Source organism: Roseibacillus persicicus (assembly GCF_014651675.1).
Taxonomy (GTDB): Bacteria; Verrucomicrobiota; Verrucomicrobiia; order Verrucomicrobiales; family Akkermansiaceae; genus Roseibacillus; species Roseibacillus persicicus.
In genome coordinates this window covers 15,385-35,367 of the sequence record NZ_BMXI01000012.1, presented here as the reverse complement: position 1 = coordinate 35,367, position 19,983 = coordinate 15,385, and the positions used below count along the sequence as shown (strand labels likewise).

The 19,983-nt window shown below is 55.1% G+C and carries 11 protein-coding genes; 9 read left to right on the top strand and 2 right to left on the bottom strand.

Features of this window, described 5'->3' with window-relative positions; all coding sequences use genetic code 11:
* Positions 1-37 precede the first annotated feature (37 nt).
* Positions 38-4,651, bottom strand: coding sequence for a glutamate synthase large subunit (gltB, locus tag IE099_RS14030; protein WP_189570937.1), 4,614 nt, complete (start codon positions 4,649-4,651; stop codon positions 38-40).
* A 412-nt stretch (positions 4,652-5,063) separates the two neighbouring features.
* Here gltB and IE099_RS14025 point away from each other — a divergent pair, with 412 nt between their 5' ends.
* The 4 genes from IE099_RS14025 (at position 5,064) to IE099_RS14010 (ending at position 11,625) form a co-directional block, all read left to right on the top strand.
* Positions 5,064-7,262 (top strand): bifunctional alpha,alpha-trehalose-phosphate synthase (UDP-forming)/trehalose-phosphatase, encoded by a 2,199-nt coding sequence (locus IE099_RS14025; protein WP_189570935.1) that lies wholly within the window; start codon positions 5,064-5,066, stop codon positions 7,260-7,262.
* Positions 7,263-7,271: 9 nt separating this feature from the next.
* Positions 7,272-9,122 (top strand): glycoside hydrolase family 15 protein, encoded by a 1,851-nt coding sequence (locus IE099_RS14020; protein WP_189570933.1) that lies wholly within the window; start codon positions 7,272-7,274, stop codon positions 9,120-9,122.
* A 48-nt stretch (positions 9,123-9,170) separates the two neighbouring features.
* Complete coding sequence (locus IE099_RS14015) at positions 9,171-9,740, top strand: DUF4256 domain-containing protein (protein ID WP_189570931.1); 570 nt, start codon at positions 9,171-9,173, stop codon at positions 9,738-9,740.
* Positions 9,741-9,822: 82 nt separating this feature from the next.
* Positions 9,823-11,625, top strand: coding sequence for a M14 family zinc carboxypeptidase (locus IE099_RS14010; protein WP_189570929.1), 1,803 nt, complete (start codon positions 9,823-9,825; stop codon positions 11,623-11,625).
* Between the two features lie 22 nt (positions 11,626-11,647).
* On the opposite strand, the gene IE099_RS14005 is transcribed toward IE099_RS14010, so the two are convergent.
* The gene (locus IE099_RS14005; RefSeq protein WP_268244923.1) at positions 11,648-12,757 is read right to left on the bottom strand and encodes an acyltransferase family protein; all 1,110 of its coding nucleotides are present in this window, start codon (positions 12,755-12,757) and stop codon (positions 11,648-11,650) included.
* 151 nt (positions 12,758-12,908) lie between these two features.
* On the opposite strand from IE099_RS14005, the gene IE099_RS14000 reads away from it, so the two are divergent.
* The 5 genes from IE099_RS14000 to IE099_RS13980 all read left to right on the top strand — a co-directional run bounded on the left by IE099_RS14000 (position 12,909) and on the right by IE099_RS13980 (position 19,980).
* A complete protein-coding gene (locus IE099_RS14000; protein WP_229809525.1) occupies positions 12,909-13,898 on the top strand; it encodes a malate dehydrogenase in 990 nt (329 codons plus the stop codon).
* A gap of 10 nt (positions 13,899-13,908) precedes the next feature.
* Entirely contained in the window at positions 13,909-14,691 is a 783-nt protein-coding gene (locus tag IE099_RS13995) for a thiazole synthase (protein ID WP_189570923.1), read from the top strand.
* A gap of 208 nt (positions 14,692-14,899) precedes the next feature.
* Positions 14,900-15,271 (top strand): hypothetical protein, encoded by a 372-nt coding sequence (locus tag IE099_RS13990; RefSeq protein WP_189570921.1) that lies wholly within the window; start codon positions 14,900-14,902, stop codon positions 15,269-15,271.
* Positions 15,272-15,483: 212 nt separating this feature from the next.
* Entirely contained in the window at positions 15,484-18,513 is a 3,030-nt protein-coding gene (locus IE099_RS13985; RefSeq protein WP_308428525.1) for a PSD1 and planctomycete cytochrome C domain-containing protein, read from the top strand.
* Between the two features lie 36 nt (positions 18,514-18,549).
* Entirely contained in the window at positions 18,550-19,980 is a 1,431-nt protein-coding gene (locus IE099_RS13980) for a DUF1501 domain-containing protein (RefSeq protein WP_189570917.1), read from the top strand.
* The last annotated feature ends 3 nt before the right edge of the window (positions 19,981-19,983 follow it).

Here is a 19,983-nt window from a genome sequence, read left to right as displayed (position 1 = left end):
GATTTGAATGTCTCCGCTAAACCTTTGTCGCGAAGCACTAGTTCACCGGTTCAACGGCAGACTCGTGCTTAGCTTCCTCAAGTTCCAAAGTGTGACGATCCTTCGGAATCACTCGCAAGAGTCGGAGGAGGGTTCCTTCCCAATCCGCCAGAAGCTGACTGGTGACAGGAGAGCCGGTCTTTTGCAGGTGGAGCTCCATCAGTTTCTTAACCTCGGCGATGTCCTGCTCGCGAGCGACAGGAAGAGCGACCACCATTTCAGAATTCAGGCGAGACTGGAAGAGGCCGTCTTCGTCAAGGACGTAGGCGACTCCGCCTGACATCCCGGCTCCGAAGTTTTTGCCGGTGAGTCCCAGAATCACAACCAAGCCATTGGTCATGTATTCGCAACCATGGTCGCCAACCCCTTCGCATACCGCAGTTGCTCCGGAGTTTCGCACACAGAAGCGTTCACCCGCCCGCCCGTTGACGAAGAGCTCGCCGCCGGTGGCACCGTAGAGCACCGTGTTCCCGACGATGGAGTTTTGCGAAGGCTCGAAGCTGGTGGACATGTCCGATGGGGGATGGACGATGATGGTTCCTCCAGCCATTCCCTTGCCAGTGTAGTCGTTGCCTTCTCCAATCAGGGTCAGAGTTACTCCTCCGCAGAGGAAGGTTCCGAAGGACTGGCCGGCCGAACCTGTGAAGGTGAGATTGATCGTTCCCTCCGGCAGACCGTTGTTGCCGAACGCTTCCGCGATCCGTCCAGACAGTCTGGTGCCAATATTACGATCGGTGTTCACGACGGAATAAGTCTTCTCGAAAGGAGCACAGTCCATCAGGAGACGGGCGGGGTTCTCGTCAGTTGCCACACCGGTGTGGGAGCGCAAATCATCGAGAATCTCGAGATCGAGAGCGGGCTTGTGGATTCCGGTATTGCGTTCAAAGGTGCGGAAACGTGATGAGCCCTCCCGTGGAACGGCCTCCTTGAGAACCTTTGAAAGGTCGATGGTGGCGGCTTTCGGATGGTTCGGGACTTCCCGTTGACGCAGGTAGGTGGTGTGACCGATCATCTCCTCGATGGTGCGAATGCCGAGACTGGCCATGTGCTGGCGGGCTTCCTCGGCTACTCCCATCATGAAGTTGACCACGTGATCAGGGGTGCCCTTGAACTTGGCCCGCCACTTTGGATCCGTGGTTGCCACACCGACCGGGCAGTTGTTGAGGTGGCACTTGCGAACGTAGACACAGCCCATCGCAATCATTGCGATTGTTCCGAAGTTGAATTGCTCAGCACCCAGCATAGCGCCGATGACCACGTCACGTCCGTTGCGGAAGCCACCGTCGGTTCGGAGAACGACCCGGTCCCGGAGGTTGTTCATGACGAGGGTCTGCTGTGCTTCGGCAACCCCAAGCTCCCAGGGGAGACCGCAGTGCTTGGTGGAGGAAAGGGGGGATGCGGCAGTTCCGCCATCGTGACCCGAGACGAGAATGTTGTCCGCGCAGGCCTTTGCCACCCCGGCAGCTACCGTTCCCACACCTGCTTCAGCCACCAGTTTGACGGTGATTCGGGCCGAAGGATTCACTTCCTTGAGGTCGTGAATCAACTGCGCCAAATCCTCAATACTGTAAATATCGTGGTGAGGGGGAGGTGAGATGAGCTGGACCCCCGGTTGGGTGTTGCGCAGACGGGCAATCAGACCGTTGACCTTGTGACCCGGCAGCTGACCGCCCTCACCTGGCTTGGCGCCTTGTGCCATCTTGATTTCGATCTCGTCGCAATTCACCAGGTAGTGCGCGCTGACGCCGAAACGTCCGGAGGCAACCTGCTTGATAGCCGAACGGGCGCTGTCCCCGTTCGGGTAGGGCTCGAAGCGTCGGGTGTCTTCCCCGCCTTCGCCAGAATCAGACTTTCCGCCCAAGCGGTTCATCGCGATGGCCAAGGTCTCATGTGCTTCCGGAGACAGGGCTCCCAACGACATCGCCGCCGTCGTGAAACGCTTCACGATGTCTTCGGCAGGTTCCACCTCATCGATTGAAATGGCGGTGGTTCCCTCGGTGTTAAACTCCAGCAAATCCTTGATGGTAATCGGATTGTTGGTCAGAGAGGCCTTCACGTAATCTTCGTAATCCTCCATCTTGTTGTGCTTAACAAAGGTGTGAAGATTGCTGATGACCTCGGTGGAGATTGCGTGTGATTCGCCAGCCTTGCGATATCGGTTGTAGCCGGGATCGCCCAGGTCGAGAGGCTCGCTGACAGGTTCCGCGTAGGCGGTCTGGTGACGGGTCAGGGTCTCGTGAGCAATCTCGTTGAAGCCTACCCCGCCAATCCGGGTTACCGTTCCGGTGAAGCAGAGATCCACCACTTCGGTTCCCACTCCGAGGGCTTCGAAGATTTGAGCTCCCTGATAAGAGTTGAGAACGGAAATGCCCATTTTGGACATAATCTTCAGCAAGCCCTTCTCCAAAGCCTTGCGATAGTTCGCCATTGCGATTTCGGGAGTGAGCTCTTCAGTGAACTTGTGCTTCTTGATGAGCTTCTCATCCTTCAGAATCGCCCGGGCGGTCGCGTAGCCGAGATAAGGGCAAACCGCAGTGGCTCCGTAGCCAAAGAGACATGCGAGTTGGTGGGTGTCGCGCGCTTCGCCCGTTTCCACAATCAGGGAGGTGCGCAAGCGCTTGCGGGTCTTGCTGAGATGGTGGTGAACCGCGCCCGTGACCATGAGAGATGGAATCGGGACTCGGTCGGCGGAGACTTTTTTGTCGGAAAGAATAATGATTTCGACGCCGTCCTCGACTGCTTGTTCGGCAGTTTTGCAGAGAGCTTCCACTGCCACACGAAGACCGAAAGCCCCGTTTTCAACCGGATAGGTGGTGTCGAGAACACAGGATTTGAAGCCATGGGAGGAGCGCTCGGCGATGTATTCGACCTCTTGTTCGAAGAGGATGGCCGACTCCAAGTGAAGAATGCGACCGTGCTCAGGAGACTCGCTCAGGATATTGAGTTCGCGTCCCAAACCGGCTCCCAAAGTCATGACTGCCCATTCCCGGATAGGGTCGATGGGAGGGTTGGTCACTTGGGCAAACAGCTGCTTGAAGTAGGTGAAAAGTAGGCGCGGGTAGCGGGACAGGGGAGCGAGCGGAATGTCGTCACCCATTGAGAAAACCGCCTCCTGCGAGCCCTTTACCATGGGAGGAAAGACCATATCGAGATCCTCCGCAGTCACCCCGTGAGTGACCTGAAGCTGGGAAAGTTCGATCGGGTCGAAATCGCAAGTTGGAGAATGAGGCTCGTGCGAAACGAATTTGCGCAATTCCACGCGGTTTTCATCCACCCACTTGCCGTAGTTCTGTTGGGCCGCGAGGTCGTTTTTGATTTCGCGATCGAAAAGCAAATCGCCGGTGACGGTGTTGGCAGAGATCATTTGCCCTGGCCCCAGGCGGCCGCGGCGGGCGATTTGATTGTTTTCGATGGGGCTTGTTCCGGACTCCGAACCGATGATGAGAAGGCCCTCCTGGCTCAAGGTGTAGCGGGAAGGGCGGAGACCGTTTCGGTCGAGAGACGCGCACACTTTCTCGCCATCGGTAAAGACGAGACCGGCTGGGCCATCCCATGGTTCAGCAAAGGAACGGTGGTAGTGGAAGAAGTCGCGAACTTCTTCGGAAATCTCCTGATCGTGTCGGAAAGCGGGAGGAACCAGCATGCACATGGCGTGTTCGAGAGAACGCCCAGAGAGAACCAGAATTTCGAGTGCGTGGTCCAAGGAGGCCGAATCGGACTCACGTCCGGACATCACCCCTTTAAGGAGGTCGACGTCCTCACCCCAGAGTTCACTTTCGAAGAATTCCTCGCGAGATGACCACCAGTTGCGATTGCCGCGAACCGTGTTGATCTCGCCGTTGTGGCACATCATGCGGAAGGGCTGCCCCAAAGGCCAGGCGGGAAAGGTATTGGTCGAGAAACGCTGGTGATAGAGAGCCAGCGCCACTTGGAAGTCAGAGTCCTGCAAATCACTATAGAAGGCCCGCAGAGTCGCCGGCATCGCCAGGCCTTTGTAGGAGATGAGGCGGGAGGAGAGGGTGGGGATGTAAAAGTTGGAGACCTCCGCAAACTGGCGTTCGATGGTCCGGCGGCAAAGATAGAGCTGGCGCTCGAAGAGGTCGCTTTCCCACTCGCGGGGACGTTCGAGGAGGAGGTGTTGGATATTTGGGCGACTCTTTGCTGCCAATTCGCCCAATTCGTCAGGATTGACGGGAACTTCCCGCCAGCCGAGAACCTTGATGCCCCGCTTGGTCGCAATTGACACAGCTGCCTCCTGAATAGACTTCGCCGCCGCGGCATCATCGGCAGGTAGAAAGAAGACTCCCACCGCCAAATCGTTGATATCCCTGATGGCGTGTCCCAGACGGCTTAGTTCCCGGGAAAAAAGAGTGCGGGGGATCTGGGTCAAGACGCCCGAACCGTCACCAGTCTTGCCATCGGCATCAATTGCGCCCCGGTGGGTCATGTTGCAAACTGAATCAATCGCGCGCTCAATGATCTCGTAGGATTTTGCTCCACCCAGGTGGGCAATGGCACCCATACCACAGTTGTCCTTCTCGTTTTCAAAGGAGTGCAATGTTCCGGTGGAATCGGGAGTGAAATCGGGATGGTAGGGAGACTGGCTGGTCATTGAATGGTGTTGGGCTGAAGTGCTGTTCAGTGCTTCTAAGCAGGTTACGGGTCTGCAATCATCTCGGAGAGCAAAAAATTCAAGTCAATTTCAAAGCTCCAAGCGCCCTGCAGGGCGGCGCAAAATAGAGGAGAGCAGATGGTCTGCCAAGAACTACGTGAGCTTAGAGAATTAGAATGCGGAAAACCTATTGAGTTCGGGCCTTGTTGCTGGTTCGTATTGTAGGAGAACCTAGATGAAATGACTTAATCGAACTCTTGGTTTACTTTTTAGATGGGAGAATTTTCGAATTCTGTTTCAGGCGAAGAGAGGGAGGGAGGAAAAACTTTTTTAGTCATAGGGTGGATCTCTCGTGATTGTGACTTAGGATGGGCCGGAACAACCTTTTTAAGGCATTCGCCGCTCATAAATTATGAAAAAACGACTTCTCATGGTATCCAACCGTCTTCCGGTCAAGATCGCTGCCGATGGCACTGCCACTCGCACTGCCGGAGGACTCGCGAGTGCTCTGGAAGGAGCGGAGCTGGAAAATGAACAGATATGGGTTGGTTGGCCGGGAGGAGCGGAGGAAGAATTTGATGATCCGGAGGCGATTTCCAAGCAGCTCAACGAGCAGAATACTTGGCCGGTCTTTCTGTCCCAGGCAGAATTGGATGGATTTTATGAGGGTTACGCCAACTCCACTCTTTGGCCGATTCTACACTACATGGTGGAGCGGGCGAAATTTTCACAAGAGTGGTGGGACTCTTACAAAGCGGTGAACCAAAAGTTCGCGGACGTGATTCTCAGTATCGCCCAGGACGGGGACATGATTTGGATCCACGACTATCATCTCTTCCTCCTTCCCGAGCTGCTGAGAGGAACGAATATGAATCTGCGGGTGGGATTCTTTTTACATACACCGTTTTGTAGTAGTGAGGTTTTTCGCGTGCTTCCGCACCGCGCCGAGTTGCTGCGCGGAGTGCTGGGGGCGGATATCATTGGGTTCCATACCAGCTCCTATTTACGACACTTCCGGTCCACCTTGTTGCGGGTGCTTGGGAAGGAGTCTGAGATGGATTCCATTTGGTATGGGGGGCGTGAGGTTCGATTGCTTGCTGCTCCAATCGGTCACAATCACTTGGGGTTCCAGAAGTGTATGGAGCGTGAAGACTTCGGCGAGATCGTGGCTGAGCACCGGGAGGAGTTGAATGGCAAACGACTGGTATTGAGCGTTGAACGCTTGGACTACACGAAAGGGGTTCCGCAAAAGCTGACTGCCATCCATCGCTTTCTCAAAGACAATCCGGAATGGTGCGACGAGGTGATCTTCGTCCTGATTTCGGTCCCTTCCCGACAGGGGGTCGAGGAGTATGACCAGCTCACCGAAGAAGTGCAACGGGCGGTAGGAGCGATTAATGGGGAGTTCGGCTCGGTGGGACATTCACCGGTTCAGTTTTTGCATCGGGGTTTTCCTCCAGCGGATTTGGCGGCTCTTTATGCGCTTTCGGAACTTTGCCTCGTGACCCCTCTGCGGGACGGGATGAATTTGGTGGCAAAGGAGTTTCTGGATTGTCAGCGTGAGGAGATTGCGGGGCGTCCGGGCGTTCTGATTCTCAGTGAACTCGCGGGAGCTGCGGAGGAACTTTCCAATGCGATTCAGGTAAATCCGCACAACACCGAAGAGGTGGCCGACGCGATTGCGCGGGCTCTCGAGATGCCGGACGAAGAGCGGAAGTTCCGCATCGAGGCCATGCAACGGCGTCTCCGTCTTCGGCATAGTGGTCCTTGGGCGCAAAGTTTCGTTGAGGACTTGGAGAAAGTGCCCGCTCGCGAACAGCGGGTGGCGGTCTTTGAAATGGTGCCCCTGGCTAAGGAAATTGCGGAGCGCTGGCGCAAGGGCGCGACGGTTGGTCTCTTCTTGGACTATGATGGAACATTGCGTGAATTTGTCGACAAGCCGGAGGACGCAATTCCTGATTCGGAGTTGCCGCCCCTGCTCAAATCCTTGGGCGATACCGAGCGGCTCAACGTCGGAATCGTGAGCGGGCGGCCACCATCTTTTCTCGAGAAACATTTGGGTGGGCTGGGGCTTAGCCTGGTCGGGGAGCATGGCTATCGTTGGCTGAACGAGGGAAAAGGGGAGTGGGAACTTTTCAATCCCCATGTCGACACTGAGTGGAGGGAACAGATTCGCGAGCATCTCGAGCAAGCAGCATTGCTGACGCCGGGGACCCATGTTGAGGAAAAGCAGTCGGCGGTGGTGTGGCACTATCGCAAGGCGGAACCTGAGTTTGGTCTCTGGCGGGCACGGGGATTGCTCGATGAGCTCACGTCCATGGCTGCCAATCTTCCTGTTACAGTTCATCACGGGAAAAAGATTGTTGAAGTTTCCAGTCTCCAGGTGAGCAAGGGGGCGGCAGTGGACCATCTGATGAAATACTGGCACACCGACGTTGCTTTCGCGGCCGGTGATGACCAGACCGATGAGACAATGTTCTCGCTTGTTCCCGATGGAGCCGATTTCTACACCGTCAAAGTGGGCGCGGGAACGACTCGCGCCAAGTATCGAACTGATACCAGTGGAGTCCGCGTTTTCCTCGAAAGCCTCCAGCATGAACTCTCCCTCTAACCACTCTACATGATCCCTGTTCTACCTGCCGGCAAGCCCGGCCTGCACGATGACTATCACATGGCTTTAATCGGCAACGGGCGCACCTGCGCGCTGGTCGATGCGCTTGGTAGTGTTGTTTTCGCCTGTCTCCCTGACTTTGATTCCGGCACCGTATTCGCTTCCCTTTTGGATGAGGAGAAAGGCGGCCGCTTCGGCATCGAGATGGTCGATGGCCAAGTGGTTTCCCAAGCTTATGAACGAAATACGAATATCTTCGTAACTCGTTTCGAGGGGGAGTCGGGAGCCTTTGAGGTGATTGATTTCATGCCCCGCTACACTTGGGACGGCCGTGCCGGCACCCGGAGTGATGTGGGTTCCGATATCGTCAGGGTCATCCGGCTTAGCTCGGGACGGCCCAAGGTGAAGGTCAACTTCGACCCCAGATTGGAATATGCCCAGAATGCGACCAAAGTGGAACCTTACCATGCGGGCTTGAAGGCGACGACGGAATGGAAGACGCCGGGTGGAGATGTTTACGAGTCAGTCTATCTCTACACCAACATGGATTCCAAGGCGATCGCTCGAAGCGAGGAGATCGAGCTTCGGGATGATGCTTATTTGTTCCTGAGTTATCATGACAAGGTGCAAGAACCGGATCGGGATACGGTGGAGCTGATGTTGCAGCGGACTCGTTCCTATTGGCTCCTTTGGGTTGCTAGAACTCATAAGACGGTTCAATACCAAGAGGAAATGATTCGGAGCGCGCTCCTTCTCAAGCTTCTTCAATACAGTCCAACTGGAGCTCTTGTGGCAGCTGCCACAACTTCTCTCCCCGAAACCATCGGGGAGGAGCGCAATTGGGACTACCGTTTCTGTTGGATTCGTGATGCGTCGATGACGGTAGCTGTCCTTCACAAAATTGGTCACCCTTCGATGGCAAGTCGCTTCATTGATTGGATGATGCATACCATGCCTACCAAGGATGATTCCTTGCAGATCATGTATGGCCTGAGAGGGGAGCGGGACCTAACCGAGCAGACTCTGGATCATCTTAGTGGTTACCAGGGCTCGAGCCCTGTTCGCGTTGGCAATGCCGCTTACACTCAAGCTCAGCACGATATCTATGGCGTGATGTTGGACGTGATCTATCAGGATCTGCTGCAGCGGCAGCGGACGCCGGAGTCTCTGGATCGAATCTGGACCCGGGTTCGTTCGGTATCCCGTATTGTTCTGCATACTTGGCAGAAGGCAGATAAGGGGATTTGGGAGATTCGCGGTGAGAAGCGTCACTTTGTCTTTTCCAAGATGCTCTGTTGGGTGGCGATGGACCGGGCGATCAAGATCGCTGAGCTCTTGGGGAAAGACGAGTGGGCGGAGATGCAGCGTCCTGCTCTGGCCCAGATTCACGAAGATATCCACAAGCGGGGCTGGAACGAAGAGAAGGGGGCGTTTGTGCAAGCTTACGGTGCGGACGATCTGGATGCGTCGAACCTGCTGATGGCGGAGTATGGCTTCATCGAGCCGACCCACCCTCGTTTCATCGCAACGGTTGAAAAGTCTCAAGAAGAACTCTGTGAGGACGGGCTGATGTTTCGCTATCGCAATCAGGATGACTTTGGCGAACCAAAGAGCGCCTTCACGGTCTGTTCCTTTTGGTTGGTGAAAGCCTTGGTGCAAATCAAGAAGAAGGCGGAAGCTCGCGAGATGTTTGAGCAGTTGCTCGCGGCTAGCAATGAGCACAAGCTGTATGGGGAAGACCTCGATATTGAGACTCGCCGACATCTTGGGAACTTCCCGCAAGCATACTGTCACCTGGCACTCATCGATTGCGCGCTGGCACTCTCCAAAGAAGAAGACGATGAAATGATTCAGGCGTGAGCTTGGCTTTGCCTAAAGATAAATTTCAGGCAGAATAGGAACAACGAAATGAAGTCCTCTGCAGGCAAAAAGTTGACCGCGAGCGATTCGCAGATTTTGTTCTCGGTCTTGCGGAAACGCTTCGAGGATAATGCGGGGCGCCACCCTGATCTTCCCTGGGGTGAGGTGGAAGCCAGGCTCGAGGCAGATGCTGATAAACTCTGGTCTCTCGCTCAGATGGAGGCGACTGGTGGAGAGCCTGATGTGGTGGGCAGAGACGAGGAGACAGGTGCCTTTTTCTTCTACGATTGTAGCCCTCAGAGCCCAAAAGAACGGTGTCGTCTTTGCTACGATCGCGAGGCGCTGGAATCGCGAAAGGCGCAAAAGCCCGTTGACTCAGCTGTTGATTTTGCCGCGGCGATGGGGGTGAGACTCTTGACGGAAAATGAATACGCTCATTTGCAGACTTTGGGCGAATTCGATACGAAGAGCTCCAGCTGGTTGGAGACTCCTCCGGAAATGAGGGTGCTGGGTGGCGCTCTTTTTGGTGACCGTCGGTTTGGTCGAGTCTTCTTTTATCACAATGGGGCTGAGTCCTATTATTCCGGACGAGGCTTTCGAGCGTGCTTGAAAGTTTGAGGTCATCGCGTCGGGCGAGCGTGGCAGGAAGTTTCTAAGGGTTGGACCAATGGGGGTGCGCAGGGTAAGAGGTCTGGTCTCCATGAATTCACTTGTGCGCTCGTTCCTCGTATTTCTGCACGTGGTTTTTTGCCTCAGTGCTGACGGCGAAAGGAGCTTTGAACATCGGGGGGTGGAGGTCGATTTCGGAGAGGAGAGGGGAAGGGAGTTGTTGTTGGCGGGTGACTATATCATCGATAATATTTGGGAAGACGGAGCCCGTCTCTACGTGACTCGCGAGGAGCGGATTCAGCTCAGGGATGCGGGGTGGACCTATCGAGAATTACCCTCACCCCAGCTTCGGAAAAAAATAGGGGGCAAGGCCCAACTTGGCGAGTATCACAGTTATAGCGAAGTGCTTTCGTTTCTTAGCGATATGCAGACTGCCTATCCCGGGATTTGTCAGGTTTCCAACATTGGGCAGTCGGTGGAGGGACGTGATTTGCGGGTGATCAAGATTACGGATAATCCCACCGAGGAAGAAGATGAACCTGAGTTCAAATACGTCGCGACTATGCATGGCGACGAGCTTCTCAGGACTGAGATGTGTCTTTATTTCATCGATGAACTCCTTTCCAACTATGGTAGCGACCCAACGATAACGAACCTCATCAACACGACGGAAATTTGGATTCTTCCGCTTATGAATCCTGACGGGAGGGAAGTTCTTGATCGCTTTAATGCCGAAGGGGACGATTTGAATCGAACGTTCCCTGACGGTTCCAATGAAGAAATCGGGAATCTTTTTGACGGTCCGGAACCTGACCTCATCGAGCTTCCTCCGGAAGTTGCTCATGTCATCACTTGGTCGGCAGCCAATTCCTTTGTGCTTTCTGCAAACTTCCATGGCGGCGCCTTGGTCGCCAATTACCCCTACGACAACGATGGCCTCGGTAGTGTGGATTCGCCAACGAGCGACGACGCCTTATTCGAGTTTTTGGCGCTGACCTATTCGATCCATAATCCTCCGATGTGGAATTCACCCTTTTTCGAGAATGGGATCTCCAATGGAGCCGCTTGGTTTTCGATTGATGGAGGGATGCAGGATTGGAATTACCGCTACCTTTCTTGTAACGAGATTACAATGGAGATTTCAAATCAGTTCATTCCTCCCCAATCTCAGATTCCCCAATTTTGGACGGAAAACAGGGACTCCATGATGGCTTATTTGGAAGCAGTCCATCTCGGGATTCGAGGGGTGATAACTGATGGCGACACCGGGGAACCGGTCTTTGCCAAAGTCCTCGTGGAGGGAAACACGCAAGCGGTCTACACCGATCCCCAGGTGGGAGACTATCATCGCATGCTTTTGCCCGGCACATATTCGCTAAGTTATCACGCGGATGGATACGTCCCTGCATCTGTGGAAGATTTGACCGTAAACGCCGAGTCAGCTACTCGGGCTGACCTCGTCTTGTATCAGACAGTGCGGCCTGATTTTGACGACGATGGGTTTCCGGATGGGGAGGACCCTGATGATGATGACGATGGTCTGCCGGATAATTGGGAGCTCGCCTACGGTCTCAATCCTTACGATTCAGCGGACGCGTTGTTGGATGGTGATGGGGACGGGCTTGCAAACCTCGGGGAGTATTTGGCCGGAACTCTGCCCGATGATGGTTCTTCATTTTTGCAAATTATCGCCATGACCTTGAGTGATACTGGTAGTCATTTGACTTGGATCAGCGTGCCGGGGCGAAGCTATCGCATCTCGCATAGCGACGCTTTGGATGAGCCTTTTGTCCCAGTGGTCGAGGGAGTTGTTGCCTTGTCGGGGGAAACCAGCGAGGCGTTGCCGTTTTCGAGCGAAGCTACGCGGGGCTTCTTTCGGGTCGATGTTGAATAGCCGTTCTTCGGCTACGCCTTGCTCAACGAGGAGCGAGTTGGGGTGCTTTCGGATCTGGTTTGCGGGTGTAGGGAAACTTGGACTTCTTTTTGTAAATGGGTTCTTCCAAATACTTCCAGGAAAGGGAGGCCAAGCCCCACACAAGGGCTGAACAGGCAAGAAACACGACAGGAAACCAAGCCATCCCGATCTTGTGCTGAATGAAGGCCATATAGAACAGCCCCCCCACCAAATTGTGATAGAGATAGAGTCCGTAGGACTTGGTGCCAATCGATTGCGTGATGGGGTGCTCAAGGAGCTTTCCAATCGATCCGGGGATGCCGTTGGCCGCGAGATGAACGACCCAGAGAGTGCCGATGATGAGGAAGAACTGTTGCAACCCTTTCACCTGAACTGGCAAGTAATCGTTGAGGTAGCCGGTGCGAACAACCAGATAGACCAAAGCTGAAATTGCCCCCACAATGAGGGCTGGTTTTTTCGGCAATGTCCATCCTTCGTGCCGTCCATAGGCATAGATGCAACCCGCGGCGATATAATCGAATGCGTTCCAAGTGAGTTTGCCCGTCATGGTGAGATCTTGGCCGAAAAGGGTCCCGGGACGAAGGAGGGAGGAGAGCGCATTGTCTCCCACGAAGGCGGGGAGCGAGCGAGCGAGGCACGGGAGCAAGAGGCTCAGCCACAATAACAGGAGGGCTCCTTTGCGCGGGAGGAAGAGCAATGCCAATCCCCAGAGAATGTAGAATTGTTGCTCGATCGCCAAGGTCCAGAACTGATCCGCGCCTCCCTGCCAGCCGTGAAAAGCAAAGTTGATATTCACAATTCCGAAGAGATACCAAAGGATGTTCTCGCGGACATCGGCCTGATTGAGAAGAAGGTGGATGGCGAGAATCAGAAGGTAGCCGGGAAAGATGCGTAAGGAGCGGCGGATGATAAAGTTGCGATAGGTGTGGGGCAGATTCTGTGACTTGTCCTTTGCATGCAGCAGAATGCGGGTGATGAGAAAGCCAGAGAGGACGAAGAAAAAGAAGGCACCCGCTTCGAAGGGGAAGCGGAAGTGCACGAAAGCTCCTGTCCAGTGGTGAAAAATCACGACGAGGACACAAAATGCGCGAAGACCATTCAATTGCGGCACGTGGGAGAGGATGGGGGAACTTGAGGAAAGTAGGAATGGAAATCAGTGTCGGCAGAGCTGGCCCGCGCAATCTCTGCGCCAGACCTCGCGTTGCTTGCGACTTTCGCGGTCGACTATTGACCGCAGGGAGCAGGGCGGATATTCAAAAGGGGTGAAGGAAGCCATTACAGTTTCAGTGACAGGGGCAGCGGGTCAAATCGGTTACGCCCTCCTATTTCGTATCGCTAGCGGCTCCATGTTTGGGCCCGACCAACCGGTCAATCTCCGGCTCATCGAGATCGAGCCCGGGATGGCGGCTTTGGAAGGAGTTATTATGGAGCTGGACGATTGCGCATTCCCACTGCTGAACAGTGTCCATGGCACCTCAGACCTCGAAGACGGGTTCAAGGACACCAACTGGGCCTTGCTCGTTGGTTCTGTTCCTCGGAAGGCTGGTATGGAGCGCAACGATTTGCTCGGTATCAATGGAAAGATTTTCACCGGACAAGGGCAGGCTATCGCCAAGGCGGCCGCTCCCAATGTGCGCACCTTGGTGGTGGGTAATCCCTGCAATACCAACGCGCTCATCGCGATGAACAATGCGGCCGGCGTGCCCAACGAGCAATTCTTTGCCATGACCCGACTCGACGAGAATCGCGCCAAGAGCCAGCTCGCAGCCAAGGCTGGAGTTCACTCGAGTGACGTGACCAATCTCTGCATCTGGGGCAATCACTCCGCGACCCAGTATCCTGACTTCACCAATGCTAAAATCAAAGGTCAGCCCTTGACCTCCGTCATCACCGACCAGAATTGGTTGGAAGGCGAGTTCATCTCGACGGTGCAGCAGCGTGGTGCGGCGATTATCAAGGCCCGGGGCGCGAGTTCGGCTGCGTCTGCTGCCAATGCGGTCGTAGACACCGTGTCGAGCCTGACCACGGAAACTCCGGCCGGCGACTGGCACTCGGTTGCGGTTTGTTCGCCGGGCGCCTATGGTATTCGGGAAGGTCTCATCGCCTCCATGCCCATTCGCACCAATGCCGATGGCTCCTGGAGTGTGGTGGAACGCGTTCCGGTTGATGAATTCTCCCAAGGGAAAATCGATGCCACCATCAACGAGCTTCTCGAAGAGCGCGAGGCGGTCAAAGACCTCATCCCAGCCTAGATTTTTTTTAATGAGTGACCCCTTGGTGATTGCGGGACGCGAGTTCCGCTCACGTCTCATGTTGGGAACCGGCAAGTTCGGTTCGCCCTCCGCGATGAAGGATGCCCTCGAAGCGAGTGGCACCGAAATTGTGACTGTGGCTCTTCGTCGAGCGAATTTGACTGGAGAGAAAGATCCCTTTGCGGATATCCTAGAACACGTCGATCCGGAGAGGTATCTCGTGCTGGCCAATACCAGTGGAGCGATGGACGCGGCCGAGGCGGTTCGTCTAGCCAAGTTGGCGGCCGCCGCAGGTTTGCCGAAGTGGATCAAACTGGAGATTCACCCCGATCCCAATTACCTTCTGCCCGATCCAATCGAGACCCTGAAGGCCGCCGAAGAGTTGGTGAAAGAAGGCTTTGTTGTTTTGCCCTACATCAACGCTGATCCGGTTCTCGCCAAGCGTTTGCAGGAAGTCGGAACCGCCACCGTGATGCCTTTGGGTGCGCCCATTGGGTCGAATCGAGGCATCTCGACCCGTGACCAGGTGCGCATCATTGTCGAGCAAGCGACGGTTCCCGTCGTGGTCGACGCGGGACTGGGAGTTCCCAGCCACGCTGCCGAGGCGATGGAGCTGGGGGCTGATGCAGTCCTCGTCAATACCGCAATCGCAGTGGCAAGCGACCCTTCCGGCATGGCCCGCGCGTTCGCCATGGCCACTGAAGCGGGTCGTATGGCCTTTGAAATGGGTCTTCCCGATCAACTCGACAATGCCGAGGCCACTAGCCCATTGACGGGATTTTTGCAGGGTTAGAATCGATCCGGGTCCGAAGTCGGGAGCTCAGGGAACTTGAAAAGAGCCACGGCAGCGGATCCTGTGAGCGTGCTCTGTTTTCAGTCGCTTCGAACCAGCAGGTCGGAGCTACTCATTCGTGTCCAGTAGAAGTGGAAGCGTAGCTTCGACTACTATTTCATGCCGGTTTGTAATTCTAGCCCTGTGGGAGAACTGATATTGCTTGCCGATGAACTGCACAAGGTGTGGAACCGAGTTAAAGTATACCGGAGATCGAGAATTTCACGAAGGTCCTCGTTGGGGGGCTCTGGGTGAGATTGGAGAACTGATGGTCAACAAGCTGATTTTCTCGCTCTTTCTTTGTGAGTCGTGTGGGGAAGTTTCGTTTTTTGATCCTGCTTATCTCGAGCCGGACTCTAGCGCAGAGGCAGAAGTCGTGGTCGAATCCGAAGTCGAGGCTCGGCAACCTGAAAAGAGCATTGAGGAGCTTGTCAGAGAGGATGTTCACTTTCGGAAATGGTTGAACGATCATCCTGAAATGGAGGGGCGGGATGGGGTCGATCAGATCGCTCTTTATCGGGATTTTGAGGCAGGACGGTAGCACTCAAAAGGTCAGGACAAGTCAGAGTGCCACAAATTTGGTAGGCCATCGTTTTGGGGAGGCTTGCGTTTTGACGATTGGAGAAACAGGAGGGCGCCACTTTTCGAACGGTCCTATCTATTTTAGGATGAGTCGGGTTTCGGTATTTGATTTTTTTCGTCAAGAGAGTGCGGCGACGGGTGACGTTTTTTTGCTCTTAAAATGAAATTGGAGTGATAGCCAAACCCTTGGTTTTCAGTATAAAGGGTGTGACGTTTCGACTGACAACCACTCTTTCCGCTCTCGGGTGCTGGGCTACGATTTCCGCAGAAGAAGATATACTGCAGTTCAATCGAGATATTAGACCGATAATTTCTGAAAAGTGCATCGCGTGCCATGGTCCCGATGGAAAAAAGCGTGAGGCTGGCCTGCGGCTTGATACGCAGGAAGGGGCCTTTGCTCCTTTGAAAGAAGGGGAAGGATACGCCATTGTGCCGGGTAAGCCGGAAGATTCCGTTCTTCTGCATCGCATCGACACCACGGATGAAGACGAGGTGATGCCTCCGCATCACTTTCACAAGGAGGTCACCAAAGAAGAGCGGAAGATTCTTGAGCAGTGGATTCGCGAAGGCGCGGAGTATGAAGCGCATTGGTCCTACACCCCGATTGTGAGGCCTCCTGTTCCTGCGGTCGAAAAGCATCAGGAGCTGGTGAGGAATCCCATCGATCAATTTATTTTCCGGCGTTTGGAGAAAGAAGGAGTCGAGCCATCGCCCCTTGCGGACGAAGCCACTCTCGTGCGGCGGCTCTCGCTAGACCTCACTGGATTGCCGCCCGGGCCGGGTGCCGCAAGTGACCCCGAACAGGTGATCGAGGAGAGTTTGAATTCGCCAGCCTACGGAGAACGGATGGCGGTTCCGTGGCTGGATGTGGTTCGCTTCGCGGACACGGTGGGTTATCACGGGGACCAGAATCAGCGAATCTTTCCCTATCGAGATTATGTGATTCAGAGTTTCAACGACAACAAGCCGTTCAGCCAGTTTGTGATTGAGCAGATCGCGGGAGATCTCCTCCCCAATCCAACTGAGGAGCAAATTGTGGCGACTGGCTACAATCGCCTGAACTTGGTTACGCGGGAGGGAGGAGCTCAGCCCAAGGAGTATATTAAAAAGTATGCCGCTGACCGGGTTCGTTCCATTGGAACCTCTTTTCTCGGGCAGACCACGGGATGCGCAGAATGCCACGACCACAAATATGATCCCATCAGCGCGAAGGACTTTTACTCGCTCGCGGCATTTTTCGATGATTTGCAGCAATGGGGCGTCTATCAAAACTACAATCGCTCGACCCCGGACTTGAACGGTTTCAACAACGACCATCCGTTCCCTCCTGAGCTTGTGACTCGCTCATCATCTCTGTTGGAACGAATTCAGTTTCTTGAGTCCCAGGCTGTGGAGTTGCTCGCTCAACAGGGCATTCCTGAGGAGGGTGAGGAGAAGCTGATTGAGCTGAAGGATTTCATGGAGAAGCACCCAGACGGCTGGTCGGTGATGGAGACGAAGGCTTTTCAAAGTAGTCAGAATACACCGGGCAAAGTTCTTCCGGATGACCAGTCGATTCTTCTAACCGGCAGTCCAAGGAAGGATGATGTTCTATCGGTAGAGCTGCAGCCGAAGGGAAGGAACTTGGGCTCGATTCGGCTCGAGGCGCTGCCTGATGCGGCGAATGCTGGTCACGTGGGGCGGGATGCTTCGGGGCGGTTCAGTCTCTCGCCATCATTTGAGCTGCTTGTTCCCGGAGAGGACGCGCGTCCTTTGAAGGTCCGGTTCGCCCAGGCTGACCTCGATCGACCCGCCAAGTATGCGAATGGAGACCGGAGGTCGCTCTCTTTTGACGGCACCTGGTTTTCTGCGCCGGCTCGATTCGAGCTGCCTTCGGACCTGACTCGAAAGAAAGCCACCGCCGTCTTCTGTCTCGAGCAAGCGATTGAAATTCCGGCGGGGGCAATAGTGCGGGCGAAAATCGCTTCGGCAGATATAGGAAGAATGCGTTTTTCCCTTTCCCCTCGTCTCGATCCGGTTCCTGGCCACGATGCCTTTTCCCCCCAGTTTCGGGCCGCCCTCGAGTCTTCTCAAGAAAATGCGGCCTTCCACTTGTGTTTCACGCCTCCAGCCAAGCTGGGGGCTGGCTATGGGAACGTTCTTGCCGGCATCCGCGATGCACGTGGTGGTTGGACCCGCACCGTGGTGAGTAACTCGATAGACAAGCCGGCGTACCCAAGCCGGGTGCTCAATCGAGGAGATTGGCAGGATGAATCCGGCGAGCTCGTGGAGCCGGCGGTGCTCTCGTTTTTACCCTCTGATTCTCTTCCCTCGGATCGGCGTTTGACCCGACTGGACTTGGCCAACTGGATTGTTGCGGACGAGAACCCTTTGACCGCTCGACACTTCGTCAATCGGCTTTGGAAGCAGTTTTTTGGAAGCGGGCTTTCCAACGTGCTGGACGATCTTGGAGGACAGGGCGAGCCCCCCAGCCATCCTGATCTTCTCGATTGGTTGGCTGCCGAGTTCCGGGATTCGGGGTGGAATGTGAAGCATATGGTGAGGCTCATCACCGAATCCCACACCTATCGCCAGGCCGCGGCTCACCGGGAGGATTTGCTGGAAAAAGATCCCTACAATCGGCTCCTGGCCCAGCAAGGCGGGCGTCGCCTGGACGCTGAATTTGTTCGGGACAATGCTCTTTCAGTGGCCGGTCTGCTCGAGCAGAGGCTCGTGGGTGGGCCTTCGGTTTTCCCATATCAACCAGCGGGCTACTATGAGCCGCTGAACTTTCCCACCCGGAAATATCGCGCCAGCGGGAGCTTCCAGCAGCATCGGCGGAGCGTCTACGCCCATTGGCAGCGCACCTTCCTCCATCCCACTATGGCGAGCTTCGATGCTCCCGCGCGGGACGAGTGCGCGGCGGACCGGCCAATGGCCAACTCGCCGCAGCAAGCTCTCGCTCTCTTGAATGATCCTATCTTTGTCGAGGCAGCCCAAGCGCTCGGTGAGGTGGTGACGAGAGAGTTGCCCGAAGGGAGTGACCAACAGCGTATCGAGTTTCTTTTCCAGCGCGTGCTCAATCGAGCGCCCGACGAGGTGGAGCTGGCGAGTTTCGGGAAGGTCCTGGACTCGATCCGAGAAGGAGAGAGTGAGCTTTCACCTTGGTTCCAAGTCTCCCGACTCATCCTCAATTTGCACGAAACAATTACCCGATACTAGATTTCTAGTATTTCAGAACCCGAATCTTTTTATCTTATGTTGTTTACCCCAGAACACGCTCTTTCAATCAATCGCCGGACCTTTCTCGACCGTTCATTCGCAGGTATCGGAGGAATGGCGTTGGCTTCGCTTGTGGCGCGCACAAACGCCTCTCAAACGCCTTGGCCGGGAACCTATGACAATGTTCTCCACTATGCGCCAAAGGCGAAGCGAGTGATTCACCTCTGTATGGCGGGAGGTCCTTCGCATCTGGAGACCTTTGACCACAAACCCGAGCTCACTAAACTCGATGGGCAGCCCTTTCCCGAGTCTTTCACCGCCGGTCAGCAGTTGGCGCAGTTACAGGGGAAAAAGTTGACGGCCCGGGGAGCTGTTGCGGGCTTTTCCCAACACGGACAATCCGGTCTTTGGATCTCCGATTTGTTTCCGCATCTCGCAGGGGTGGCGGATGATCTTTGCATCATCAACTCGATGAAGACCGAGCAGATCAATCACGATCCAGCTCACGCATTTTTCAACACAGGTTCGATTGTGAAGGGGCGTCCTTCCATGGGATCCTGGATGCTCTATGGCCTGGGGGCGGAGACGGAAGAATTGCCGGGTTACGTGGTCTTGGTCTCTCACCCGGGACAAGGCAATTCGGCTCAGCCCATTTCCTCCCGGCAATGGTCCTCGGGATTTTTGCCTAGCAAGTTTCAGGGAATCCAGTTCCAGTCGAAAGGGAATGCCGTTCACTTTGTGGGGAATCCGGAAGGGGTCTGCCAATCGACCCAGCGACAGCTGATTGATGAGATTCAAAAGCTCAACCAGCATCTGCGCTCATCGCGAGTTGATCCGGAAATTGATACCCGCATCTCTCAATACGAGATGGCCTTTCGGATGCAAAGTTCAGTTCCTGAACTCACGGATATGAGCGGCGAGTCGCAATCGACTCTCGACATGTATGGTCTCGAGCAGCCCGGGGATGGCTCTTTCGCTTCGAACTGCCTCCTGGCGCGTCGCATGCTCGAGCGGGGAGTGCGCTTTGTTCAGCTCTATCACCGTGGTTGGGACCACCATGGGGGAATCGAAAAGCAGATGAAGGTATCGGCCAAATCCAGCGATCAAGCTTCGGCAGCACTCATCAAAGACCTCAAAGAGCGAGGCATGCTTGAGGACACTTTGGTGATTTGGGGAGGAGAGTTTGGTCGGACTCCGATGGGGCAGGGCAGCGGGCGTGACCATCACATCAACGCATTCTCCATCGTATTGGCGGGTGGAGGAGTGAAGAGTGGGATGAGCTACGGTGCTACAGATGAGCTTGGCTACGGAGTCGCGGAGAATCCGGTGAGCGTCCACGATTTGCATGCCACCATGCTGCGTCTTTGCGGGATCGATGATGCGCGTTACACCTACAAGTTTCAAGGACTGGACTTTAAGTTGTCGGGGGTCGAGCCGGCGAAAGTCGTTGAGGACATTCTGGCGTGAGGA

Coding starts and splice junctions, on each gene's coding strand:
- gltB (WP_189570937.1), bottom strand. CDS start 4,651: ATGACCAGCCAGTCTCCCTACCATCCCGATTTCACTCCCGATTCCACC.
- IE099_RS14025 (WP_189570935.1), top strand. CDS start 5,064: ATGAAAAAACGACTTCTCATGGTATCCAACCGTCTTCCGGTCAAGATC.
- IE099_RS14020 (WP_189570933.1), top strand. CDS start 7,272: ATGATCCCTGTTCTACCTGCCGGCAAGCCCGGCCTGCACGATGACTAT.
- IE099_RS14015 (WP_189570931.1), top strand. CDS start 9,171: ATGAAGTCCTCTGCAGGCAAAAAGTTGACCGCGAGCGATTCGCAGATT.
- IE099_RS14010 (WP_189570929.1), top strand. CDS start 9,823: ATGAATTCACTTGTGCGCTCGTTCCTCGTATTTCTGCACGTGGTTTTT.
- IE099_RS13995 (WP_189570923.1), top strand. CDS start 13,909: ATGAGTGACCCCTTGGTGATTGCGGGACGCGAGTTCCGCTCACGTCTC.
- IE099_RS13990 (WP_189570921.1), top strand. CDS start 14,900: ATGAACTGCACAAGGTGTGGAACCGAGTTAAAGTATACCGGAGATCGA.
- IE099_RS13980 (WP_189570917.1), top strand. CDS start 18,550: ATGTTGTTTACCCCAGAACACGCTCTTTCAATCAATCGCCGGACCTTT.